Below are 20664 nucleotides of genomic sequence, written 5' to 3'. Positions count from 1 at the left end.
CCGCCGGCCCTCGACCCGCCGTTGGCTCTCGGTCCGTCGCCGGCCCCGGAGCCGCCGATGGCCTCCGACCCGCCGCGGAGCCGGCGCCCGACGGAGGAACGATCGTGTCCGACACGCCCGTTTCCGTCCCGTCCGGCTCCGCGGCTTCCGTCCCGGATCCGTCCGGTCTCGTCGTGGTCGCCGCCCGGCCCGCTGTCGCACGAGCCCGGCGGCGCCCGCCCGTCGGGGTGCTGGTCGCGGCCGGCTGGCTGCTGGTCGTCCTGCTGACCGCGCTGATCCTGCCGCTGCTGCCGGGCTGCGACCCGCTGCGCGGCGACTTCACGCACCCGTCCGCCGCCCCCGGGCCCGGGCACTGGTTCGGCACCGACGCCAACGGCCGCGACCTGCTCTACCGCACCGCCGCCGGAGCCCGCGCCTCGTTCGCCGTCGCCGCGCTGACTGTCGCGGTCGGCCTGCTCGTCGGCGGCGCGCTCGGCGTCGCGGCGGGCTGGTTCGGCGGCTGGACCGACCGCGTCATCGGCTTCGCGGCGGACCTGCTGATGTCCGTGCCCACCCTGATCCTCGTCATGATCGTGGTCTCGCTCCGCGGGCCCGGGCTGCCGCTGATCGGCTGCCTGATCGGGGCGTTCACCGTTCCGGCGTTCATGCGGATTTCCCGCGCCTCGGTGCTCTCCCTGACCGAACGTGGGTTCGTCCAGGCGGCCCGCATGATCGGAACGTCGCCGCTGCGCATCCTGCGACGGGAGATCGTCCCCCACATGGCCCCGGTGGCGGTCACCTTCGCGTTCACCGCGACCACGATCGCCATCGTGGCCGAAGGCGCCCTCAGCTTCCTCGGGTTCAGCCTGCCCCCGCCCGCCCCGACCTGGGGCGGCATCATCGCCGAAGGCCGCACCACGCTCGGCAGCGCGCCGTGGATCTCGATGGTCCCGGCCACCGTGCTGTGCCTGACCGTCCTCGCCTTCAACTACCTGGGCGAACACCTGCGTTCCGGCGCGCCGACCGCACGGACGGAGAGCACACGATGACGCCGCCGCACATCCCTGTCCTCGACGTACGGTCCCTGCACACCCACATCCACACAGCCGGCGGCCCGCTGCACGTCCTGCACGGCGTCAGCCTCACCATCGACGCGGGTGAATGCCTGGGCGTCGTCGGCGAGAGCGGCTCCGGCAAGTCCGTGCTCGCCCGCACCGTACTCGGCGTCCACGGCCGCACCGTCCGCGTGGAGAACACCGGACGCGTGCTGCTGCACGGCGACGACCTGCTGGACATCGATCCGCGACAGCGGCGCCGCCGGCTGGGCGGCGGGATCACGATGGTCCATCAGGACCCCATGACCTCGCTCAACCCGGTGGTGCGGGTCGTCGACCAGGTCACCGAGTCGCTCACCAACCGCACCCGCATGGGACGCCGTGAACGACTGCGCGTCGCGACGGAGCTGCTGGCCGCCGTGGACGTGCCCGACCCCGAACGGCGGGCCCGCGCGTACCCGCACGAACTCTCCGGCGGGCTACGGCAACGCGTCGGCATCGCCGCCGCACTCGCCGGCGACCCCGCGCTGCTGCTCGCGGACGAGCCGACCACCGCGCTGGACGTCACCGTGCAGCGCACCGTGCTCGACCTGATGGACCGGCACCGCGCCGCTCGAGGGCTGGCAACCCTGCTGATCACGCACGACATCGGGCTCTTGTACGGGCGCGCCGAGCGCATCGCCGTCATGTACGCCGGGCGCATCGTGGAGACCGGGCCCACCGAGGCGGTCACCGGCCGGCCGGTGCACCCCTACACGGTGGCGCTGCTGCGCAGCGTTCCGCGGGTGACCGGGGAGCTCCGGCGCGTCCTTCCCACGATCCCCGGATCGCCGCCGGACCTCGCGCTGCCGATCGCGGGCTGTCCCTTCGCGCCGCGCTGCGAACGCGCCTCAGCGGTGTGCGGGACCGCTCCGCCGCCGCGCGTGGACGTGGGGGAGGGGCACAGCGCGCACTGCCACCACCCGGTCGGACGTGAGACCACGTCGACCACAGCGTCGGTGGTCGTGCCGAAACCCGCGTCCGCCGCGACCGGAACCGTGGTCGAGGAGGCCGCCCCATGACCCCCGTGCTCGAAGCCACCGGCATCTCCGTGGTCCACCGCACCCGTTCCGGGCCGCTCCACGCGGTCACCGACGTGAGCCTCAGCCTGGAAGCGCGCCGGACACTCGCATTGGTGGGGGAGTCCGGGTCAGGGAAGAGCAGCATCGCCAAGGCCGTCCTCCACCTTCCGCCGCCGACGTCCGGCACGGTGCGGCTGGACGGAACCGACCTGGCGGCACTGTCCGCCCGGGAGTTGCGCGGGCTGCGGCCGCGCATGCAGATGGTCTTCCAGGACCCGCTTTCCTCCCTCAACCCGCGCCGGCGCGTGCGCGACATCGTCGCCGAACCGCTCGACGCGCACCCCGGCACGCCGCCGAAGGGCGGACGCGACGCCCGCGTGGACGAACTCCTCGACGCCGTCGGCCTGCCCGGCGACCTCTTCGCCGACCGCAGGCCCACGCAGCTGTCCGGCGGCCAGGCCCAGCGCGTGGCGATCGCCCGCGCTCTGGCCGCCGAACCGCGCGTGCTCATCGCCGACGAGGCGGTCTCCGCGCTGGACGTGTCCGCGCAGGCGACCGTGCTCAACCTGCTGCGCGGGCTCACCGAGACGCTCGGCCTGGCCGGGCTGTTCATCTCGCACGACCTGGGCGTGGTGCGCGCGGTCAGCGACGACGTCGCCGTCCTCTACCTGGGGCGGCTGTGCGAGGAGGGGCCGACCGAGGACGTGCTGGCCGCTCCCACCCATCCCTACACCGCGGCGCTGCTGGCCGCCGTCCCGGAACCCGGCCGTGCACTCGCCGCGGACACCCGGCTGGTCGCGGCCGACCCGCCCTCGCCGCTCGCCCCGCCGTCGGGCTGCGGGTTCCGCACCCGTTGCCCGCTGGCGACCGCCCGCTGCGCCGCGGAACAACCCGCGACCGTGCGGATCGCGCCCGACCGCAGGGTCGCCTGCCACCACCCGCTCACCGGCGCGTAGCCGCCGCACACACGTCACCTGGAGCACGACCGCATGCAGACACCGCACGCCCCGGCCCTGTCCGGTATCGCCAACTGGCGCGACATCGGCGGCCTCCGCACCGAAGACGGGCGCACCGTCGCCCACGGACTGCTCTTTCGCAGCGGCCACCTGGGAAAGGCCACCGCCGAGGACCTGGACGCGTTGCGGCGTCTGGGCGTCCGCCTCGTCGTCGACCTGCGCGCCGAACTGGAGGCCCAGGACGAGGGCATAGCCGTCCCGGAAGGCGCCGAGCGCCTCGCGTTCGGCCTGCCGCCCTCGCGGTCCTACCTCCAGATGCGCGAGTTCCTGGTCCGCGGGGACTACCCGGGACTGCTGGCGAGCCTCGGCGGGGTCGGCGACCACGAGGCGGCCCTGGCCGCGCACATGGCCGGGTTCTACGTCGAGATGACGGCGGACCCGGACGGCGTCTTCGCGGCCACGCTGGCCCGGATCGCCGAGCCGCAGGGCACGCCCGCGCTGGTCCACTGCTCGGCGGGCAAGGACCGCACGGGCTGGACGGTCGCGCTCGTGCTGCTCGCGCTGGGGGTGCCGGAGGAGGACGTCCTCGACGAGTACCTGCTGTCCAACGGCGCGGTCGAGCGGGCTGTCGGGGTCGACCCCCGGATCGCCGAGGCGTTCGGGCCGGTGATGGGCGTGCGCGCCGAATACCTGACGGGGGCGCTCGACCACGTCCGGCGCAGTCACGGCAGCGTTGACGGGTATCTGCGGGACGTGCTCGGGGTCGACGAGGCCTTGCGCGGCGCGCTGCGGGCGCGGCTGCTGGACTGAGCGGCCGACCGCCGCCGCGGCGCAAGGGGACCAAGGGGCGCTGCGGCGGCGGGGATTGCGCGGACGGGCCTTCCGGTCGGCCCGGGATACGGCGGATGTTGCTCGACACGCCGGGTCGGGTGAGCAAGCTGTTGTCGGGGGCGCGAACTCGAGGGTCAACTGGATCCGTTCCCGCGGCGCCCGCGGCATCGGAGACCCGGTGCGTGGCTGCGGCGCGATCCCTCCCGTGAGAGCCGGTGGTCCCATGCTGTCCGCGTCCCCTCATCTGTCCGTGCCGTCCGCGCGGCGCACTCTGCTGCCCCGGGCGGGGCGCGTCGACGTGGCCCGGGACCCACGCCTCGGCGGCGGGAACGTCTGGCAGACCGCGCTCGCGCACAGCCGGGATCCGGACGCCACGCTGGTCGTGGCCGATCCGCCGATTCCGGGCGTCGACGGACTGCCGCGCGCGGAGTTCGGCATCGCCGCGCTGTGCGCGCTCGCGGACGCGTGGTCGGCCTGGTACCTGGCCCAGGGGGTGCGGCCGCGCGACCGCGTAGGGCTGTATATAGAGGACTCGTTCGAGGAGCACGCGCACCTGGCCGCGCTCGCCCAGCTCGGCGCGATCGCGGTCGTCGTCAACGGACGGCTGCCCGGTGATGTCGTGCTGGGGCTGCTGCGGCGCGCCGACGCGATCGGCCTCTACACCGATGCCGCACACTTGCAGCGGCTCGCCGGGGGCGAGAAGGAACTCCCCTCACTGCGCTGGGCGTTCACCCGGGACGACGCCGGCGACCTGAGCGGCGCCGTGCTGCCCGACCGGGCCCGGTACCGGCACGGCGACTCCGACCCGGTCTTCCTGTGCCACTCGTCGGGCACCACCGGCAACCCCAAGCTGGTCACCTGGACGCACCGGCAGAGCGTGGCCGGGCCGGCCTTCCGGCTGGCCGCCCAGCCCGAGCCCGCCGACTCGCTGCTGCTGTGCGCGGCACCGCTGTCGCACGGGGCGGCCATCGCCGTCACGCTCTTCGCGCTCCTGGCCGGACTGCCGACGGTCGCGCTGTCCGACCGCAGCGCGGCCGGCCTGTCGCGGGCGGCCGACCTGTACCGGCCCACGACGGTGTTCGCCTTCAACCACGCCCTCGCCGAACTCGCTTTGTCCGACGCCGATCCGGAGGCCTTTTCCTCCGTACGGGACTGGGCGAACGTGGGGGACTCCGCGCACGAGGCCCACGTGCGGCGGCTGGTACGGCTCGGCCACCGCCACGTCGACGGCGAGCGGGTGCCCGGCTCGGTGTTCCACGACATCCTCGGCTCGTCCGAACTCGGCTGGGCCGCGCTGCGCCGCACCACGACCGCGGACACCCCCTCCGCGCCGCGCCACCTCGGCCGGCCGGTGGGCGGGATGAAGGTCGCGGTCCTGCGCGAGGACGGCACCCCCGCCGGACCCGACGAGGTCGGCATGCTCGGCGTCCGCGGGGACTCGGTGACCACCGGCTACTGGAACGACGACGACACCTACCACCGCAGCCGGCTCGCGGGGTACTTCCTGTCCGGCGACCTGGTCCGACGCAACGCGGCGAACGAGTACTTCCACGTCGACCGCATCGTCGACACGATCCCCACGGCAGGCGCGACGGGCCACTCCGTGCTGATGGAGGACACGCTCCTGCTCGCGCTCCCGGAAGCCGCCGACTGCGCGGTGGTGGCGGGGGGAGACCGCGGGGCGACCGTCCCGGTGGCGGTGGTCCGGCTGCGCGACGGCGACACGGCCGCCCAGACGCACCCCGACCGGCTGCTCGCCCGGGCCAACTCCGCCCTCGCCGCGATCGGCCAACCGCCGCTCGCGGCACTGGAGATCGCGGTCACCGACGACGACCTGCCGGTCGGCGCGACCGGCAAGGTGCTCAAGCGCCGGCTCCGCGAGAAGTACCGCGACCTGCCTGCCCATCTCGCCACCGCACCGCACGCCGACGCGGCCGAGAGGCTAGCTGTCGCCGGGTACGGCCGGCCCCGGGTGGACGTGGCCGAGACCCTGAGCCGCATCGCGGAGGACGTCCTCGAGGCCGACGCCGTCGCGCTCTCGGACGGCTTCCACACCGAGCTGCGGATCGACTCGCTGCAGAAGATCGAGATCGTCACCCGCGTCGAACGCGCCTTCGACGTACGGTTCGAGGCCGAGGAGGCGGCCGGCGCCGACTCGCTCGCCGACCTCCTCGACCTCCTCACCCGCCGCGGTCCGGTGACCGCCGCACCCGAGGGCGGCGCGCGATGAACCCCGTCGAGATCCTGCTGCTGCGCCACCTTGCGGCCGGCCACGGCCGCCACACCGCCCTCGTCGACCACGAACGCGCCCTGACCTACGCCGAACTGACCCAGGCGGCCCGCGACCACGCAGGAGCGCTCGCCGCCGCCGGAGTACGACGCGGCTGCCGCGCGCTGGTCGTCGGCGACGACACCGCGGACACCGTCGTCGCCGTGCTCGGCCTGTGGTGGTACGGCTGCGTCCCGGTCGTCCTCAGCCCGATGCTGACCGACGAGGAGATCGCTTTCGTCGCCCGCGACTGCGGCGCCGAATACGCCGAAGTCCCGCTGCCCGAGGAACGGCGGGACGGTCTGCGCGAGGCCCTGCGGCCGCTGCCCGTGCGCGAACCCGGCGCCACCCGCGCGGCCGACGCAGGGCCGCCCGCCCCGTTCGGCTCCGAGGCGCTGGTCCAGTACACCTCCGGCAGTACCGGGCGGCCGCGCGGGGTCCGGCACGGTGTCGCCGGGCTGCGCGCCGTCCTCGACGGTTTCGGCGGCGTCCTCGCCCTGACGCCCGACGACACGGTGCTGTCGACCGCCAAGCTGTCCTTCGGCTACGGCTTCGGGAACTCGGTGCTGTTCCCGCTGGCCGCCGGCGCCAGGTCGGTGCTGCTCGCCGGCCCCGTCGACCCGTACTCGGCGATCACCGCCGTCCACCGGCACCGGCCGACCGTGCTGTGCGCGGTCCCGAGGCTCTACGCGGCGCTGCTCGACGCCGTCGCGCGCGGCACCGTGCTCGACCCGTCGTCGCTGCGGCTCGCGGTCGCCGCGGGCGAGCACCTGCCCTCCGACCTGTCCGCTCGGGCGGCGGCGGCCCTCGGCGTGCCCGTGCTGAACGGGCTGGGCGCCACGGAAGTGCTCCACATCGTGCTGGCCACCACACCGCACGCGCCGCTGCCCGACTCCACCGGCCACCCCGTGCCCGGGGTGACCGCGACCGTGCGGGACGACGACGGGCGGCCGCTGCCCGCCGGAGCGCACGGCCGCCTGCACATCCGGTCCGCGTCCGCCGCACTCGGCTACATCGACCGGCCCGACGACTCCGCGCGGACCTTCGCCGACGGCGGCGTCTACACCGGGGACATCGCCTACCGCACCGAGGACGGCGACTTCCGGCACCTCTGCCGCGCCGACGACCTGCTCAACCTCGGCGGCTTCAAAGTGGCCCCGGCCGAGATCGAGGCCGCGCTGCGCGCCACCGAGGGCATCGCCGAGGTGGTCGTCGTCGGCGGCCGCGACGAGGCCGGCCTCGAGCAGGCCGTCGTCCACGCCGTCCCCGCCGACGGCGTCGCGCCCGAGTCGGCCCGGCGGGCCCTCGCCCGCGCGATCCGCGAGAACCTCCCGCCGCACAAGCGCCCTTCGCGCGTCGAAATCCTCGCCGCGCTGCCGACCACCTCCACCGGCAAGCTCGCCCGCTACCGGCTGCGCGTCCCGCAGGAGCAGCGATGAGCTGGGACATCGTGGGGATGGGCGCCGTCACCTGCCTCGGCGACGAACCCGCCGCCGTGCACCGCGCGTTGTGCGACGGCCGCACCGGCGTCGCCCCGCTGCGCGCCTTCGACAGCTCCCTGTTCCGGGTGAAGCACGCGTACGAGATCGACGACCGGGCGGTCCCCGGCCAGGACGAGCCCGGGCGCGCCACCCGCTGGCTGCGCGCCGCCGTCGCGGCCGCACTCGCGGACGCCGGGCTGCCCGCCCACGTCCCCGATGTGCCGGTCATCGTCGGAACCACGCTGCGCGAACTCCGTTCCGCCGAACTGTGGTGGCGCGACGGGCACCCGCTCGCCCCCGCCGACCTGCACTTCGGCCGGGCGATGCGCGAGGCGTTCGGCACCACCGAGACGCACACCGTCGCGAGCGCCTGCGCGGCCGCGCTGTACGCCCTGGCCATGGCCACCGACCTGATCGCGCTGGGCCTCGCCGAGACCGTCGTGGTCGCGGGCACCGACGCCATCACCGAGAGCTCCTTCGGCGGACTCGACCGCGTGCAGAACCCGCCCCCGCAGGCCATAAGGCCGTTCGCCCGGCACCGGCGCGGCATGGTCATGGGCGAGGGCGCCGTGGCGGTCGTCGTGCGCGCCTCCGGCAGCCATCCCCGGCCCGTGCACGCCCGCGTCCGCGCCGTCGCGACGAACTGCGACGCGGCGCACGCCACCGTCCCCGACACCGCGGGCGTCTCCGACGCGGTCCGCGACGCCCACCGCCGCGCCGGGATCTCCGCCCGCGACGTCGACCTGGTCGTCGTGCACGGCAGCGGCACCCGGCACAACGACGCCGTGGAGGCCGGCGTCCTGCGCGACGTCTTCCGCGGCGTGCGGCCCGGGCCGCTCGTCACCTCGGTCAAGTCCGGGCTCGGCCACACCTGCGGCGGCTCCGGCCTGATGAGCCTGATGGTCGCCGTCCTCGCCATGCGGACGGGCGAGTCGCCGCCGATCCCGGAACTGACCGACCCGACCCCCGAGGCGCGCGGCCTGCGCCTCGTCGCCGGCGTCCCGGCGCGTGAACGCGTCGACACCGCACAGATCAACGCCATCGGCCTCGGCGGCATCAACGCCGTTGCCATCGTCGGGAGGGCTGCCTGATGCGCGCCTTGATCACCGGCTGCGGGATCGCCGTCACCGGCATCGCCGACGAACACGACCTGTTGGAACCGGGCAGCGGCAGCGTGCCCGAGGACGACGCAGGGCGGGGCGGCGCGGGGCTCCGGCACAAGGACCGCGCGTCGCGGCTCGCCCTGCGCGCCACCCGGCGTGCGCTGCACGGCACCGCGTTGCCCGCGTCGGGCACCGCCGTCATCGTCAGCAGCAACCTGGGAAACCTCGACACCGTCTGCGCGTTCGTCGACACCATCGGCAAGGAGACCGTCGTCGGCCTCAGCCCGATGCGCGTCCCGCACATGTCCAGCAACGTCACCGCGGGGTGGCTGGCGCTCGAACACGGCCTGCGCGGGCCCAACGTCACGCTGTGCAGCGGAACCACCAGCGGCCTCGACGCGATGTTCTGGGCCACCGCCCTGCTCGCCGCGGGCCGCGCCGAAGCCGCCGTCGTCGTCGGCGTCGAGCCGGACACCGCGCCGGTCGCCCGGCTGTACGCCGAACACGGCGGCGCAACGCACCTGGACGGCGCAGCCTGCCTCGTCGTCGAGACCCCCGCCCGGGCGCGCGCCCGCGGCGCCCGGCCACGTGCCGAGATCCACGCCTACGGCAGGGCCGCCGACCACGCCGAGGCCGTGCGCCGCGCGACCCGCGGTTGGCCCGGCCCGATCGGGCTGCGGCTCGCGGCCGGCCCGGGTGTCGCCGCAGAGGCGGCCGCGACGGTCGACCTCACGGCCCGGCTCGGCCGCTGCTCGGGCGCGCTCGGTGTCCTGCAATGCGCTGCCGCCCTGGCCTGGCTCGACCGGCCGGGACACGACGCGGTGCTGGCGGTCGCCGGGGGCGACAGCGAACACCCGGACGGTGAAGGCGATCCGAGCGGAGTGGCCGCCGTGCTGCTCACCCGTCCAGCCGAGTACGACGCCAACGCGCGTGGTGGGGGAGACGAACGCCATGACGCGGCCTGACCGGAGTGCTGTGGGGGCGCCAGCCTGGCCTCTTGAGCGCGATGCCCGTCGATGCGGCCCCCACGCCGACTGCGCCACGCCGCCGCAGACCGACCCGGCCGACATCCGCGGCCGCGGACACGACCACGAACTCGAAGGTGATTGCCATGACGCGGCCTGACCGGCGTCGCGCGGTGCTGACCGGGCTCGGGGCCGTCTCCTGCCTCGGCGCAGGCGTCGACGCGTACGGGATCGGCCTCCTCGCAGGCGGTGCGGCTCCCCACGACGTCGACCTGCCGCACATGAACATGCGGGCCAAGCGCATGTACCTGACACCCCCTTCGGCCATCCCCGTCGAGCCCGTGGCGCACGCAGGGATCCCGCTCGGCCCGGCCCCGCGCATGGCGGTCGCCGCCGCACGTGAGGCGCTCGCCGACGCAGGCATCGGGGACGGCGAAGCCGCGCGGGTGCCGGTGGTGATGGGCGTCGAGATGGGCAACGCGAGCGTTCAGGAGGAGCAGCGCGCGTCGGGCGGCGGCACCCCGCGGTGGACGCCGCTCGCGGTCACCGCCGCGGTCGTCGCCGAGGCGGTCGGCTCGCGCGCGGGCGCCTCGGGCATTGGCAACGCCTGTGCCGCGGGCGGCTATGCGCTCGGTGTGGCCTTGGACATGATCCGCGCGGGCGAGGCCGATGTGGTGTTGGTCGGCGGCGCCGAAGGCGTCACCCGGGTCGGCATGGCCGGCTTCGACCGGATCAGGGTCACCGACCCGGACCGCTGCCGGCCGTTCGCCCGCGACCGGGCCGGCACGGTGTTCGCCGACGGCGCCGCATTCGCCGTGCTGGAATCCGCCGACCACGCGGCCGCGCGCGGTGCCTGGCCGTACGCGGAACTCGGCGCCGCCGTGTGGAGCTGCGATTCCTACCACCACCCGACCGCTCCGGAACCGGACGGCGTCCAGTTGGTCAGGGCCATGCGCGACGCCCTCGCCGACGCCGGAGTGCGGCCGGATCAGGTGGGGTGCGTCCTCCCGCACGCGACCGGCACTCTGGTCAACGACGCGGTGGAAAGCCGGGCGCTGCGACGCGTGTTCGCCGACGTCCCCGACCGGCCCCCGGTGTTCGCGCTCAAGGCCCTGATCGGCCATGGCTCGGGCACGGCGGGCATGTTCGCGTGTCTGGCCGGCGCACTCATCGCCTCCCACGGGAGGATCCCGGCGAACGCCCCCGTCGACCAGGACCCCGAGTGCGACGTGTGGCTGCCGCAGGACGGCCCCCTCGCGCTGACTCGGCCTGCGGTGCTCGTCAACTCCTGCGCGACCGGCGGGATCAACGCCTCGTTCGTGCTGTCCTACGCGGGAGGCCGGGCATGAGCGCCCCGGCCCGCCTCCGCGTCGTCGGTCTCGGTATGACCGCCCCCGGCGCGCTGCGACCCGAGCACGCGCTGGAGCTCCACGGGGAAGCGCCTCCCGACTGGTTCGACGCAGAGGTGCTGCTGCCCGGACGCGGCTACCGGAAACTGCCGCCCGGCTGCCGGTACCTGCTCGCCGCGGCCCGGTCCGCCCTCGCCGACACCGGCGCCTGGTTCGCCGACCTTCCGGCGCAGGAGAAGGCCGCCGTGATCGGCGGCAACAACGCCGGAGCCACGCTTCAGGACGACTTCGACCACACCGTCATCGCCACCGGCGCGGCGGACCTGTCCCCGGCCCGCGTCCCGTACATGGCGCTGAGCATGTTCGCCGGCCGCCTGGCCCCCGAGCACGGGCTGCGGGCGTTCAGCCTGGCCGCCAACTCCCCGGCGGTCGCCGGGCTGGAGGCGTTGCAGACGGCGGCGCGAGCGCTTGCCGCCGGACGCGCCACGGCCGTGCTCGCGGGCGCTGTGGAGGACCGCCCCGCCCAGGCTCAGGGCGGCGGAGCCGCGCACGACGTCGGCGCCGCCGTGCTCGTGTGCGTGTCCGAAGGTGCTCCGGCTGCGGGGGAACTGGTGTACGGCCACTGCTCGGTGCGCGGCGCCTTCGTCGGCGAGGCGCCCGGTGTGCCGGAGGTCTCCGACGTCCTCGACCCGCTCTGGAAGGACCTGGCCGCCGAAGGCCCTCCGCTCGCACGGATCGACGCCGTCCTCGACGACTCGCCCGCAGGCGAGGCCGTCGCCGCGTGGCTGACGGCACGCGCCGGAGACCGCGCGATCACCGCCGTGGCCCGCCCGCCAGGCAGCGGATCCCTCGCGCCACTGCGCCGCGTGGTCGGCCGGCTCGCCGCCGGGCCGCCCGAACGCGCCGTCGTGCTCGCCGTGTCCGCGCACGGCCACGTCGCGATGGCCGACGTGGTGCCCTCCGCGTCCGGCGTTCCGTGAGGGTTCAGCGCCCGTGTACCGCCAGGGCCGCCCCTTCGCTTCCAACGACCAGACGACACCGACCCCGAAAGGCAGGACCCTCATGAGCACCGCGACCCCCACCCGTGACGAACTGCGCGACTTCTTCGCCGAGGAGCTCGAACTCCCGGCCGACGTCGTCGGCTACGAAGCCGACTTCGAGGCGGACCTAGGCGTCGACTCGCTCGCCACGATGGAGATCCTCGTGCAGCTGGAGAAGAAGTACGGCATCCGCCTGGAGGAGTCCGAGTTCTCCGGCCTCACCTCGGTCAACGCCGTCCACGCCTTCCTGGCCGACCGGCTCAGGGCGGCCTGACCGTGACGGGCGCCCACCGCCCGGTCGCCGTCGTGACCGGGGGATCACGCGGCATCGGCCGCGCCGTCGTGACCCGGCTCGCCGCCGACGGATTCGACGTCGCGTTCTGCTACCGCTCCCGCAAGGACGCCGCGGACGAGGTCGTGGCCGAGGCCGGTGCGGCGGGCGCCAGCGTGCTCGCGTACGAGGCCGACGTCGGATCCGCCGACCAGGCGCGGGCGTTCGTCGCGGCCGCCGAGAAGGAACTCGGGCCGCCGTCGGTGCTCGTCACCTGCGCGGGCATCGTCCGCGACCGGCCGCTGGCACGCATGGCCGACACCGAATGGGACGACGTGATCCGCACCAACCTCTACGGCACCTACCACGCCTGCCGCGCCGCCGCCCTCCCGCTCATGCGGCACGGCCGCGGAAGCATCGTCACGCTGTCCTCGGTCGCCGCCGCGCACGGCAGCCCGACCCAGAGCAACTACGCGGCGTCCAAGGCCGGCATCGTCGGCTTCACCGCCTCCCTGGCCCGCGAGCTCGCCCGGTCCGGGGTGCGCGCGAACGTCGTCGCACCCGGCCTGATCACCACCGACGTCACCGACGACATGCCGCCCGCGGCACGGGAGTCCATCGTCCGGCGCATCCCGCTGCGCCGCCCCGGAACGCCGGACGAGGTCGCCGACCTCGTCGCGTTCCTCGTCTCTGACCGCGCCCGCTACATTACCGGCCAGGTCATCGGGATCGACGGGGGACTGGTGCTGTGACCGCCTTTCCCCCCGGGCCCGGCCCTGCCTACGACGCGATCGTCGTCGGCGCCCGTTGCGGCGGCGCCCCGACCGCGATGCTGCTGGCGCGCGCGGGCTACCGCGTCCTGATGCTGGACCGCGCCCGGTTTCCGCGCGACACCCTGTCGACCCTGTACATCCACCAGCCCGGCACCGCGCTGCTCGACCGGTGGGGCCTGCTCGACCGCGTCGCCGCGACCGGGTGCCCGCCGATCACCACGGCTATGCACCGCATGGGAGGCGTCACCGTCGAAGGCGCCCCCTCCCCGGTGGGCGGCGTCCACGCCGCCTACGCACCACGGCGGTACCTCCTCGACGCACTTCTCGCCGAGGCCGCCGTGGACGCCGGCGTCGAGTTCCGCGACGACTGCCGGGTCACCGACGTGCTCGTCGAGGACGGGCGGGCCGTCGGCGTGCGCTGGCGCACCGCGTCCGGCGGCGGCACCGACCGCGCCGCCCTGGTCATCGGTGCGGACGGCATGCGCTCGGTTGTCGCCGCCGCCGTTCAGGCGGAGCCGGTGCGCGAGCACCCTCCGCTGACGTGCGTCTACTACGGCTACTGGGAAGGCGTGCCGGTCACGCGGTTCGAGGCCTACGCGGTCCGCGGCCGCTGGGTCGGCTGCCTTCCCACCAACGACGGCCGCACCCTGATCGCGGTGTACTTCCCGCAGGCCGAGTACCCAGCCGTCCGGCAGGTCCTTCCCGCCGCCTACCTCGACGGCCTCGCCGCCGCCGCGCCCGAACTCCACGAACGCGCCCGCGCCGGCACCCGCATCGGGCCCCTGTACGGCAGCGGCACCCAGCGGAACTTCTTCCGCCGCGCCGCGGGTCCGGGCTGGGCACTCGTTGGCGACGCGGGCCACCACAAGGACTCCATCACGGCGGACGGCATCACCGCCGCGTTCCAGCAGGCCGCCCATCTCGCCGCCCGAATCGGCGCCGACCTGCGCGATCCGGCCCGCCTGGAGGCCGCGTCGGAGCGCTACACCGCCGACCGCGACCGCATGCTCGCCACCCGCTACACCGACACCCTCGCCCTGGCCCGGCTCCGCGCCGACCGCATCGAGGCGCGCATCGCCGGAGCTGTGCACGACCCGGCATGGGTCCAGGCGTTCTTCGACCGCGCCGCGGGCAGCGGCCCCGACCTCGTCCCCGTGCCCGACATCCGGTCCCAGGAGGTCCCGGCATGACCGGCTTCGGCATCGCCTTCCCCGGCCAGGGCGTGAAAGCGGACACGGTACTCCGCGCGCTGCGTGCCCACCTACGCCATCCGCTGGTCGCCCGGTTACTGGACGCCTTCGGCGTGGCCGACCCCGAGGGGCTCGACCTCGCCGACACCGCCGTCACCCAGCCGGCGACGTACGCGGCCGGGATCGCCGCCGCCGAGGAGGAGTTCGGAGCGGGCCGTCGTCCGCCGGTGGTGCTCGGCCACAGCCTCGGCGAGCTGACCGCCGCGGCGTACGCAGGGTTCCTCGACATCGGCGACGGCTTCGCACTCGCGGTGGAACGCGGCCGGCTGTGCCGCGAGCAGAGCCGCAGCAAGCCCGGCGGCATGGTCGCGGTCGTCGGCGCGGCGGCGGACGAGATCGAGTGGCTGCGCCGGGGCGTCCTCGCGGTGCAGGGCGGCGTCCTCGACGTCGCGGGCCTCAACAGCACCCGGCAGACCGTGCTGTCCGGTACGCCCGCCGCGGTGGCCGCCGCGGTCCGGGCCGCGGAAGAGCAGTGCCTGCGCGCCGAAGTGCTGCCGATACCCGGCGGGTTCCACAGCCCGCTCATGATGGACGCCGTCCCGGCCTGGCGCCGCGCCCTCGAGGCCGCCGACTTCCGTCCGGGCACCACGCCGTTCGTCTCCGCGATCGACGCCCGGCCGCACACCGACCCGCGGCAGGTCCGCGAACAACTCGCCCGCGGCCTCGTGCTCCCGGTGCGCTGGCAGGAAGCCGTGCGGACGGTACGCGGCCTCGGCGTACCCGGCCTCGTCGACGCCGGGCCGGGCACCACGCTGCTCAAGCTCGGACGGCGGGACCGCGACCTGGAGTTCACCGGCCTCGGCGCGCTGTCCGAGCCGGTGTCCCGGGGGCCGGCGTGAGCGCGCCCGGACCCGACCCGGCGGCCGACGCTGTGCTCGACTCCGCGATCAGCCCGGCCGCGGCCGACGCACCCGCCATCGGGCCGGCCCGCAACGTGCTGCTCACCGGCGCCACCGGCTTCCTCGGCGCGTTCCTGCTCCGCGAACTCCTCGACCGAACCGACGCCGACGTGTCGTGCCTGATACGCGCCGACAGCGACCGCCACGCCTTCGACCGGCTACGCGAGACCATGCGGCGCTACCTGATCTGGGACGGCCGTGTGGCCGAGCGCGTCGTGCCCGTCGCCGGAGACCTGACGGCACCCCGCCTAGGCCTGACCCCCGCCCGCTGGACGGGACTCGCCGAACGGATCGACGCCGTCCAGCACAACGGCGCCCAGGTCGGCCACGCGGCGCCGTACGCCGCGCTGCGCGCTGCCAATGTGGCCGGCACCGTGGAGATCATCCGGCTGGCCTCCGAACACCGGCGCAAGCCGCTCAGCTTCGTCTCCACCGCGGCCGTCCCCGGCGACCCCTCGGACCCGTCCGCGCCGCCCCCGCCGCCCGGACGCCCCGGATCCGGCTACGTCACCGGCAAGTGGGTCGCCGAACGCCTCGTCCAGCAGGCGGGCGAGCGCGGGCTGCCGGTGCGGATCCACCGCCCCGGCCGGATCAGCGGCCACTCGATCACCGGGGCCTGCCAACTCGACGACGGCATATGGCACTTCGTTCGGGCGATCGCTCTGCTCGGTCTCGCCCCCGAGGTCGGGGCGTCCGACGACGACGGGCCCGATGTGTCGTTCTCACCGGTCGACCACGTCGCCCGCGCGATCGTCCGGCTGTCGGCACACGACAGCGCAGCCCACGTCGGACGCGCTCCCGTCCGGTACCTGGTCAACCCCTCGCGCATGCCGCTGCGCGAGCTGATCGGCCATGTGGCCAAGCGTTTCCCCGTGTCCTACGCCCCGCCGGACGAGTGGCTCGAACGCCTGTGGGCGGCGCGGCACGGGCACGACGGGGCGTTGCTCAAGGCGGGCGTCCTCGTGCCGTACTACCGGGCGCTGCTGACCGGAGCCGGCCGCCCGCCGGTGGTCGACGACCGGGACACCGTCCGGGACCTGGAAGGCGTCGGCATGGCCTGCCCGCCGCTGGACGGCGCGCTCGTCGGCGTCTACTTCGACTACTTCGAAGCGGCCGGTTTCCTTCCGCTTTCGAAAATCCCGCCCCTCCACACGATGGAAGGACACCGGGAATCGCCGGGGAGCCGGCCATGATCGCGAACTCCGGCGCGCTGGAACGGCATTCGTCAACCGTTATCAGTATTAACACAGTTCATACTCACGGGATTCTCATCTCGACCTTCCTAGGCTGGGCGCGACTCGAATTCCGGAGGTCGCCCCATGACTTCGCCGCCTTCCCGAAGCAACCCGCCCACCATCCTCGTCGTCAGCGACGTGCCCGCGGGGTTACCGGGACTCGCCCACGTGCTCCCGACCCTGCACGACACGATCAGCACGGCCACCGGGCGGCCCGCCCACTGGATCCAGGTCGGGCCGCCCGGCCGCCACAGCCCGACCGACGACACCCTGAGCACCTGGGCACACCGCGCCCACGGCCTGGTCCTGCTCGCCGGCGTGCGCAACGACTCCTCCTCAGGCGAGGTCCAACTCGCCCTGGACCGGCTCGCGGGAGGCGCCGTACGCCGCAAACCGGTCGGCATCGTGTCGGTCGGCGTCGGGCAGAGCACCCACGCGGTGGACCACCTCCGCGTCGTGCTGGCCGCGTTGGGGGCCGTGGTCGTCCCCAAGGCCCTGCACGTACCGGCATACGAGCGTCCGCCGTCCGGCCTCGGGCCGGGGCGGGAGCACGACGGCGCGCGGGCGTTCGCGGACGATCTTCTGTGGTTCGTCGCCCGGCTGCGCGAGGACGCCCCGATGCCCGGCGGGCATCCGTCGAAGCGCGACGACCGCGCCGCCGCGCTTCAGGTGGCCGCCGCGGTCTCGTACATCACCGACAACTTCGCCGACAACGACCTGACCCTGGAATCCGCCGCCCGCGTCGCGCAGATGAGCAAATACCACTTCTCGCGGACCTTCAAGAAGCACACCGGTGGCCGGTTCATCGACTTCGTCACCGCCTTGCGCATGGAGCGCGCGCAAGCGCTTCTGCTGAAAACGGATCTTGCCTTGTCCGACATCTGTATGAAGGTCGGCTACCGCGACCTCAGCCATTTCCAAAGGATGTTCAAGGCCGCGTACGCCGTGACACCGTCCGTCTACCGCTCCGCGGCGCTCGCCGGGCTCACCCCGGCCGGCCCCGCCCGGCCCGACGCCCGCGGCGACGGCCCACGCCCCGAGCCCGCGCTGGTGTCGCCGGGCGCCGGGAACCGGCCGTGACCGGGCCCGTGCCGCACTACCAGTGCGGCGAGTGGCGCACGCCCACGGACGCCGGGACACCCCGGCGGCACGCCGTGCACGGGGAGGAGGCATACCGGGTCACCGCCGTCCCCGTCGACACCGCGCCGGCCGTCGCCTACGCCCGCGCGGTCGGCATCCCCGCGCTGCACGGCCTCGGCTTCGCGGGGCGCGCCCGGGCACTCGTGCTGCTGGCACGGCATCTCGGCACGTACCAGGCGGAGTTCGTCGCCCTGATCCGCCTCGGCGGCGCACCGGCCGACGCCGAGCGCGACGTCCGGGCCGGGATCGACAGCATGCGCCGTCAGGCCGACTCCGTCACACGTCGCTTCGCGGGGGAGACGACGAACGACGGGCGACTGCTCGTCGACCCGGCCCATCACGCGGCGAGCGGGTCACCGTCGGCCCTCCTCGCCGCCGCCCCGCCCGGAATCGCCGTCCACATCACCGGATTCGCCGACCCGGTGACCACGATGCTCGACGCCTTCGCGAGCGCCCTGCTGACCGGGATGCCGGTCATCGTCCGGCCGTCGCGCCGCACTGCCGAGCTGACCGCCCACCTCGTACGGCGGATCAGCGAATGCGCGAGCCTCCCACCAGGCTGCCTACAGCTCGTCACCGGCCCCACCGATCCGACACACCACCTCGGCCCCCACGACCTGGTCCGCTTCACCGGCACGGCCGCCACGGCACGGCGGCTCCGCACCCGGCTGGCCTCGATGCCGGCGCCGCCGCGCGCCGAGTTCGCGGCCGGCGTCCTCGACTGCGCCGTCCTGGGCCCGGACGTCGCAGCCGGGGGGCCGGCGTTCCGCCTGTTCGTGGATCGCCTGGCAGCAGGCATGTCCACCCACAACGGCCAGACCCGCCGAGCCGTGCGCCGAGCCTTCGTGCCCGCCGCGCTGAGGGACGCCGTCGGCGAAGCGGCCTCGGAGGCCCTGCGCGCCTTGCGCCTGGGCGACCCGGCACACGCGGACGGCGTCCTCGGCCCCCTCGTCGACGCGGCACACCGGCGCCGCGTGCTGTCCGCGCTCGCCCAACTGCGCGCGTCGGCCCGCACCATGTGCGGGACGCCCAAGGAAATAGTCGTCGCAGCAGATGAGTTCGGGCCGGGCGCGTACATGCCTCCGGTCCTGCTCGCCGCAGACGAGCCGTACGCCCGAGACCTGCACCGCGTCGAGGCGTTCGGCCCCGTCGCGACGCTCATCCCGTACCGCACCACCGACGACATCGCCGCGGCACTCACCCTCGGCGGCAGCGGCCTGCGCAGCTGGATCGTCACCGAAGACCCGGGCCACGCCCGCGAACTCGCACGCGCGATGGCCCCCACGCACGAACACGTGCACCTTCTCAACCCCGAGCCCGCACACCCCGCGGAACCGCCACCGGCACCCGACGCCACGGACCGCATCCGCACACGCCTCACCGCAACAACCGTCAGCGGCACCCCGGCCCACCTGACCGCCGCCACCGACCGTTGGACACCGGGCGCCCCGCACCCCACCCGTGGTACCAACCCGCTGAGCCTGTACCTCAGCGACCTGCGGCTCGGCGACACCGTCACCGCCGGCCCCCGTACCGTCACCCGCGAGGACATCGCCGCTTTCGCCGAACTCACCGGCGACCACTACTACCTGCACACCGACGAGGCCGCCGCCGCACGCCACCCGCTCTACCGAGGCATCGTCGCCCACGGCCACCTGGTCGCCGCCGTCGCAACGGGCATGCTCGTCCCACCCGAACCCGGGCCCGTGCTCGCCAACCTGGGTCTCGACAACCTGCGCTTCCTCGCCCCGGTCCGCCCCGGCGACCCGCTCACCGTCACCATGACCGCCACGCGCATCACCGCGCACCCACGCGCCGGGCGCGGCGAAGTCCGCTGGCACGTCACCGTCGCGGGCCGCGGCGATCGCCCCGTCGCCCGCTTCGACCTCACCACCCTGACCGCAGACCGGCCCGCCTCCGACTAAGGACCCGACATGCGCGCCGCCACCATCCACGGCCCCTACGACATCCGCGTCGAAGACGTCCCCGACGCCCACCCCACCGAACCCGGCGACGCCGTCGTCCAGGTCCTCCGCTCCTGCGTCTGCGGCACCGACCTGTGGGCCTACCGCGGCGACTCGCAACGCCGACCAGGCCAACGCCTCGGCCACGAGTTCCTCGGTACGGTCACCGACACCGGCCCCGACGTGACCACGCTGCGCCCCGGCGACCTGGTCCTCGCCCCGTTCGCCTGGTCCGACGGCAGCTGCGCCCCCTGCGTCGACGGCCTGCCCACCTCGTGCGTCAACGGCGGCCTGTTCGGCGCGGTCGGCGCCGACGGCGGCCAGGGCGAGGCCGTCCGCGTCCCCTACGCCGACACCACCCTCGTCCGCCTTCCCGCGGACGCGGCCTCGGACGGCCGTCTCCTCAACGCGATCCTCGCCCTCTCCGACGTCATGGGCACCGGCTACCACGCCGCGGTGTCCGCGGACGTCCACCCCGGCACCTCCGTCGCCGTCATCGGCGACGGCGCCGTCGGCCTGTGCGCCGTCCTCGCCGCACGCCTCCTCGGCGCCGAGCAGATCATCGCCCTCGGCTGCCACCCGGCCCGCCTCGACATCGCCCGGGCCTTCGGCGCCACCGACGTCGTCACCCCACGCGGCGAGGCGGCCGTCACCGCCCTCCGCGAACTCACCGACGGCCACGGCACCCACGCCACCATCGAAGCCGTCGGCACCCGCGAATCCATGCAGACCGCCCTACGCGCCACCCGCCCCGGCGGAACCATCGGCTGGGTCGGCGCCCCGCACGGCAACACCGAAGCCCTCGACCCGATGACCCTGTTCATGCACAACATCACCCTGAGAGGAGGCCTGGCCCCGACCCGCCGCTACATCGACGAGCTCCTGCCCCGCGTCCTCGACGGCACCCTCGACCCCTCACCCGTCTTCGACACCAGCATGCCCCTGGAGTCGACCCCCGCCGCCTACCACGCGATGGACACGAGGGCGGCGCTCAAACCCGTGATCACGCCAGGCGGTTGACGCTCGCAAGCAGCCCCGACGTA

Annotated in this window: 18 protein-coding genes; all 18 read left to right on the top strand. The window is 74.7% G+C overall.

The window, feature by feature from the left end:
• Window positions 1-104: 104 nt before the first annotated feature.
• The 18 genes from QI554_RS05900 to QI554_RS05815 all read left to right on the top strand — a co-directional run bounded on the left by QI554_RS05900 (window position 105) and on the right by QI554_RS05815 (window position 20641).
• On the top strand, window positions 105-1028 hold the full coding sequence (locus QI554_RS05900; RefSeq protein WP_281466611.1) for an ABC transporter permease: 924 nt from the start codon (window positions 105-107) through the stop codon (window positions 1026-1028).
• On the top strand, window positions 1025-2095 hold the full coding sequence (locus tag QI554_RS05895) for an ABC transporter ATP-binding protein (RefSeq protein WP_281466609.1): 1071 nt from the start codon (window positions 1025-1027) through the stop codon (window positions 2093-2095). The genes QI554_RS05900 and QI554_RS05895 overlap by 4 nt, the downstream gene beginning before the upstream one ends.
• The gene (locus QI554_RS05890; RefSeq protein ID WP_281466607.1) at window positions 2092-3051 is read left to right on the top strand and encodes an ABC transporter ATP-binding protein; all 960 of its coding nucleotides are present in this window, start codon (window positions 2092-2094) and stop codon (window positions 3049-3051) included. The genes QI554_RS05895 and QI554_RS05890 overlap by 4 nt, the downstream gene beginning before the upstream one ends.
• Before the next feature lie 33 nt (window positions 3052-3084).
• Window positions 3085-3861, top strand: a complete 777-nt coding sequence (locus tag QI554_RS05885) for a tyrosine-protein phosphatase (protein WP_281466605.1) — start codon at window positions 3085-3087, stop codon at window positions 3859-3861.
• A 244-nt stretch (window positions 3862-4105) separates the two neighbouring features.
• Entirely contained in the window at window positions 4106-6112 is a 2007-nt protein-coding gene (locus QI554_RS05880) for an AMP-binding protein (RefSeq protein ID WP_281466603.1), read from the top strand.
• On the top strand, window positions 6109-7590 hold the full coding sequence (locus QI554_RS05875) for an AMP-binding protein (protein ID WP_281466601.1): 1482 nt from the start codon (window positions 6109-6111) through the stop codon (window positions 7588-7590). Before QI554_RS05880 ends, QI554_RS05875 begins: the two co-directional genes overlap by 4 nt.
• Window positions 7587-8723 carry a beta-ketoacyl synthase N-terminal-like domain-containing protein gene (locus tag QI554_RS05870; RefSeq protein ID WP_281466599.1) on the top strand — a complete coding sequence of 379 codons (1137 nt, stop codon included), beginning with the start codon at window positions 7587-7589 and terminating at the stop codon, window positions 8721-8723. The genes QI554_RS05875 and QI554_RS05870 overlap by 4 nt, the downstream gene beginning before the upstream one ends.
• Window positions 8723-9700 (top strand): beta-ketoacyl synthase N-terminal-like domain-containing protein, encoded by a 978-nt coding sequence (locus QI554_RS05865; protein WP_281466597.1) that lies wholly within the window; start codon window positions 8723-8725, stop codon window positions 9698-9700. The genes QI554_RS05870 and QI554_RS05865 overlap by 1 nt, the downstream gene beginning before the upstream one ends.
• Before the next feature lie 146 nt (window positions 9701-9846).
• Window positions 9847-11049: a beta-ketoacyl-[acyl-carrier-protein] synthase family protein gene (locus QI554_RS05860; RefSeq protein ID WP_281466595.1), complete on the top strand. Its 1203-nt coding sequence runs from the start codon at window positions 9847-9849 to the stop codon at window positions 11047-11049.
• Entirely contained in the window at window positions 11046-12029 is a 984-nt protein-coding gene (locus tag QI554_RS05855) for a beta-ketoacyl synthase N-terminal-like domain-containing protein (protein WP_281466593.1), read from the top strand. Before QI554_RS05860 ends, QI554_RS05855 begins: the two co-directional genes overlap by 4 nt.
• Window positions 12030-12111: 82 nt before the next feature.
• Window positions 12112-12363, top strand: coding sequence for an acyl carrier protein (locus QI554_RS05850; RefSeq protein ID WP_281466591.1), 252 nt, complete (start codon window positions 12112-12114; stop codon window positions 12361-12363).
• Window positions 12364-12365: 2 nt separating this feature from the next.
• Entirely contained in the window at window positions 12366-13112 is a 747-nt protein-coding gene (gene fabG, locus QI554_RS05845; RefSeq protein ID WP_281466590.1) for a 3-oxoacyl-ACP reductase FabG, read from the top strand.
• The gene (locus tag QI554_RS05840) at window positions 13109-14323 is read left to right on the top strand and encodes an NAD(P)/FAD-dependent oxidoreductase (RefSeq protein ID WP_281466588.1); all 1215 of its coding nucleotides are present in this window, start codon (window positions 13109-13111) and stop codon (window positions 14321-14323) included. The genes fabG and QI554_RS05840 overlap by 4 nt, the downstream gene beginning before the upstream one ends.
• Window positions 14320-15222 (top strand): ACP S-malonyltransferase, encoded by a 903-nt coding sequence (locus QI554_RS05835; RefSeq protein ID WP_281466586.1) that lies wholly within the window; start codon window positions 14320-14322, stop codon window positions 15220-15222. Before QI554_RS05840 ends, QI554_RS05835 begins: the two co-directional genes overlap by 4 nt.
• Entirely contained in the window at window positions 15219-16475 is a 1257-nt protein-coding gene (locus QI554_RS05830; protein ID WP_281466583.1) for an SDR family oxidoreductase, read from the top strand. The genes QI554_RS05835 and QI554_RS05830 overlap by 4 nt, the downstream gene beginning before the upstream one ends.
• Before the next feature lie 126 nt (window positions 16476-16601).
• Window positions 16602-17597 (top strand): helix-turn-helix domain-containing protein, encoded by a 996-nt coding sequence (locus QI554_RS05825; protein ID WP_281466581.1) that lies wholly within the window; start codon window positions 16602-16604, stop codon window positions 17595-17597.
• Window positions 17594-19582, top strand: coding sequence for an aldehyde dehydrogenase family protein (locus tag QI554_RS05820; RefSeq protein WP_281466579.1), 1989 nt, complete (start codon window positions 17594-17596; stop codon window positions 19580-19582). Before QI554_RS05825 ends, QI554_RS05820 begins: the two co-directional genes overlap by 4 nt.
• A 9-nt stretch (window positions 19583-19591) precedes the next feature.
• Window positions 19592-20641: a zinc-binding dehydrogenase gene (locus tag QI554_RS05815; protein WP_281466577.1), complete on the top strand. Its 1050-nt coding sequence runs from the start codon at window positions 19592-19594 to the stop codon at window positions 20639-20641.
• The last annotated feature ends 23 nt before the right edge of the window (window positions 20642-20664 follow it).

Source organism: Yinghuangia seranimata (assembly GCF_029953285.1).
Classification (GTDB): domain Bacteria; phylum Actinomycetota; class Actinomycetes; order Streptomycetales; family Streptomycetaceae; genus Yinghuangia; species Yinghuangia seranimata.
Note: the sequence above shows the minus strand (reverse complement) of the source record. Positions and strands in the feature narration are given on the sequence as shown.

Bases quoted from the DNA above. Each gene is read 5' to 3' on its own strand.
- QI554_RS05890 (WP_281466607.1), top strand. From the start codon at position 2,092: ATGACCCCCGTGCTCGAAGCCACCGGCATCTCCGTGGTCCACCGCACC.
- QI554_RS05885 (WP_281466605.1), top strand. From the start codon at position 3,085: ATGCAGACACCGCACGCCCCGGCCCTGTCCGGTATCGCCAACTGGCGC.
- QI554_RS05860 (WP_281466595.1), top strand. From the start codon at position 9,847: ATGACGCGGCCTGACCGGCGTCGCGCGGTGCTGACCGGGCTCGGGGCC.
- QI554_RS05895 (WP_281466609.1), top strand. From the start codon at position 1,025: ATGACGCCGCCGCACATCCCTGTCCTCGACGTACGGTCCCTGCACACC.
- QI554_RS05865 (WP_281466597.1), top strand. From the start codon at position 8,723: ATGCGCGCCTTGATCACCGGCTGCGGGATCGCCGTCACCGGCATCGCC.
- QI554_RS05835 (WP_281466586.1), top strand. From the start codon at position 14,320: ATGACCGGCTTCGGCATCGCCTTCCCCGGCCAGGGCGTGAAAGCGGAC.
- QI554_RS05870 (WP_281466599.1), top strand. From the start codon at position 7,587: ATGAGCTGGGACATCGTGGGGATGGGCGCCGTCACCTGCCTCGGCGAC.
- QI554_RS05880 (WP_281466603.1), top strand. From the start codon at position 4,106: ATGCTGTCCGCGTCCCCTCATCTGTCCGTGCCGTCCGCGCGGCGCACT.
- QI554_RS05850 (WP_281466591.1), top strand. From the start codon at position 12,112: ATGAGCACCGCGACCCCCACCCGTGACGAACTGCGCGACTTCTTCGCC.
- QI554_RS05815 (WP_281466577.1), top strand. From the start codon at position 19,592: ATGCGCGCCGCCACCATCCACGGCCCCTACGACATCCGCGTCGAAGAC.
- QI554_RS05875 (WP_281466601.1), top strand. From the start codon at position 6,109: ATGAACCCCGTCGAGATCCTGCTGCTGCGCCACCTTGCGGCCGGCCAC.
- QI554_RS05855 (WP_281466593.1), top strand. From the start codon at position 11,046: ATGAGCGCCCCGGCCCGCCTCCGCGTCGTCGGTCTCGGTATGACCGCC.
- QI554_RS05825 (WP_281466581.1), top strand. From the start codon at position 16,602: ATGACTTCGCCGCCTTCCCGAAGCAACCCGCCCACCATCCTCGTCGTC.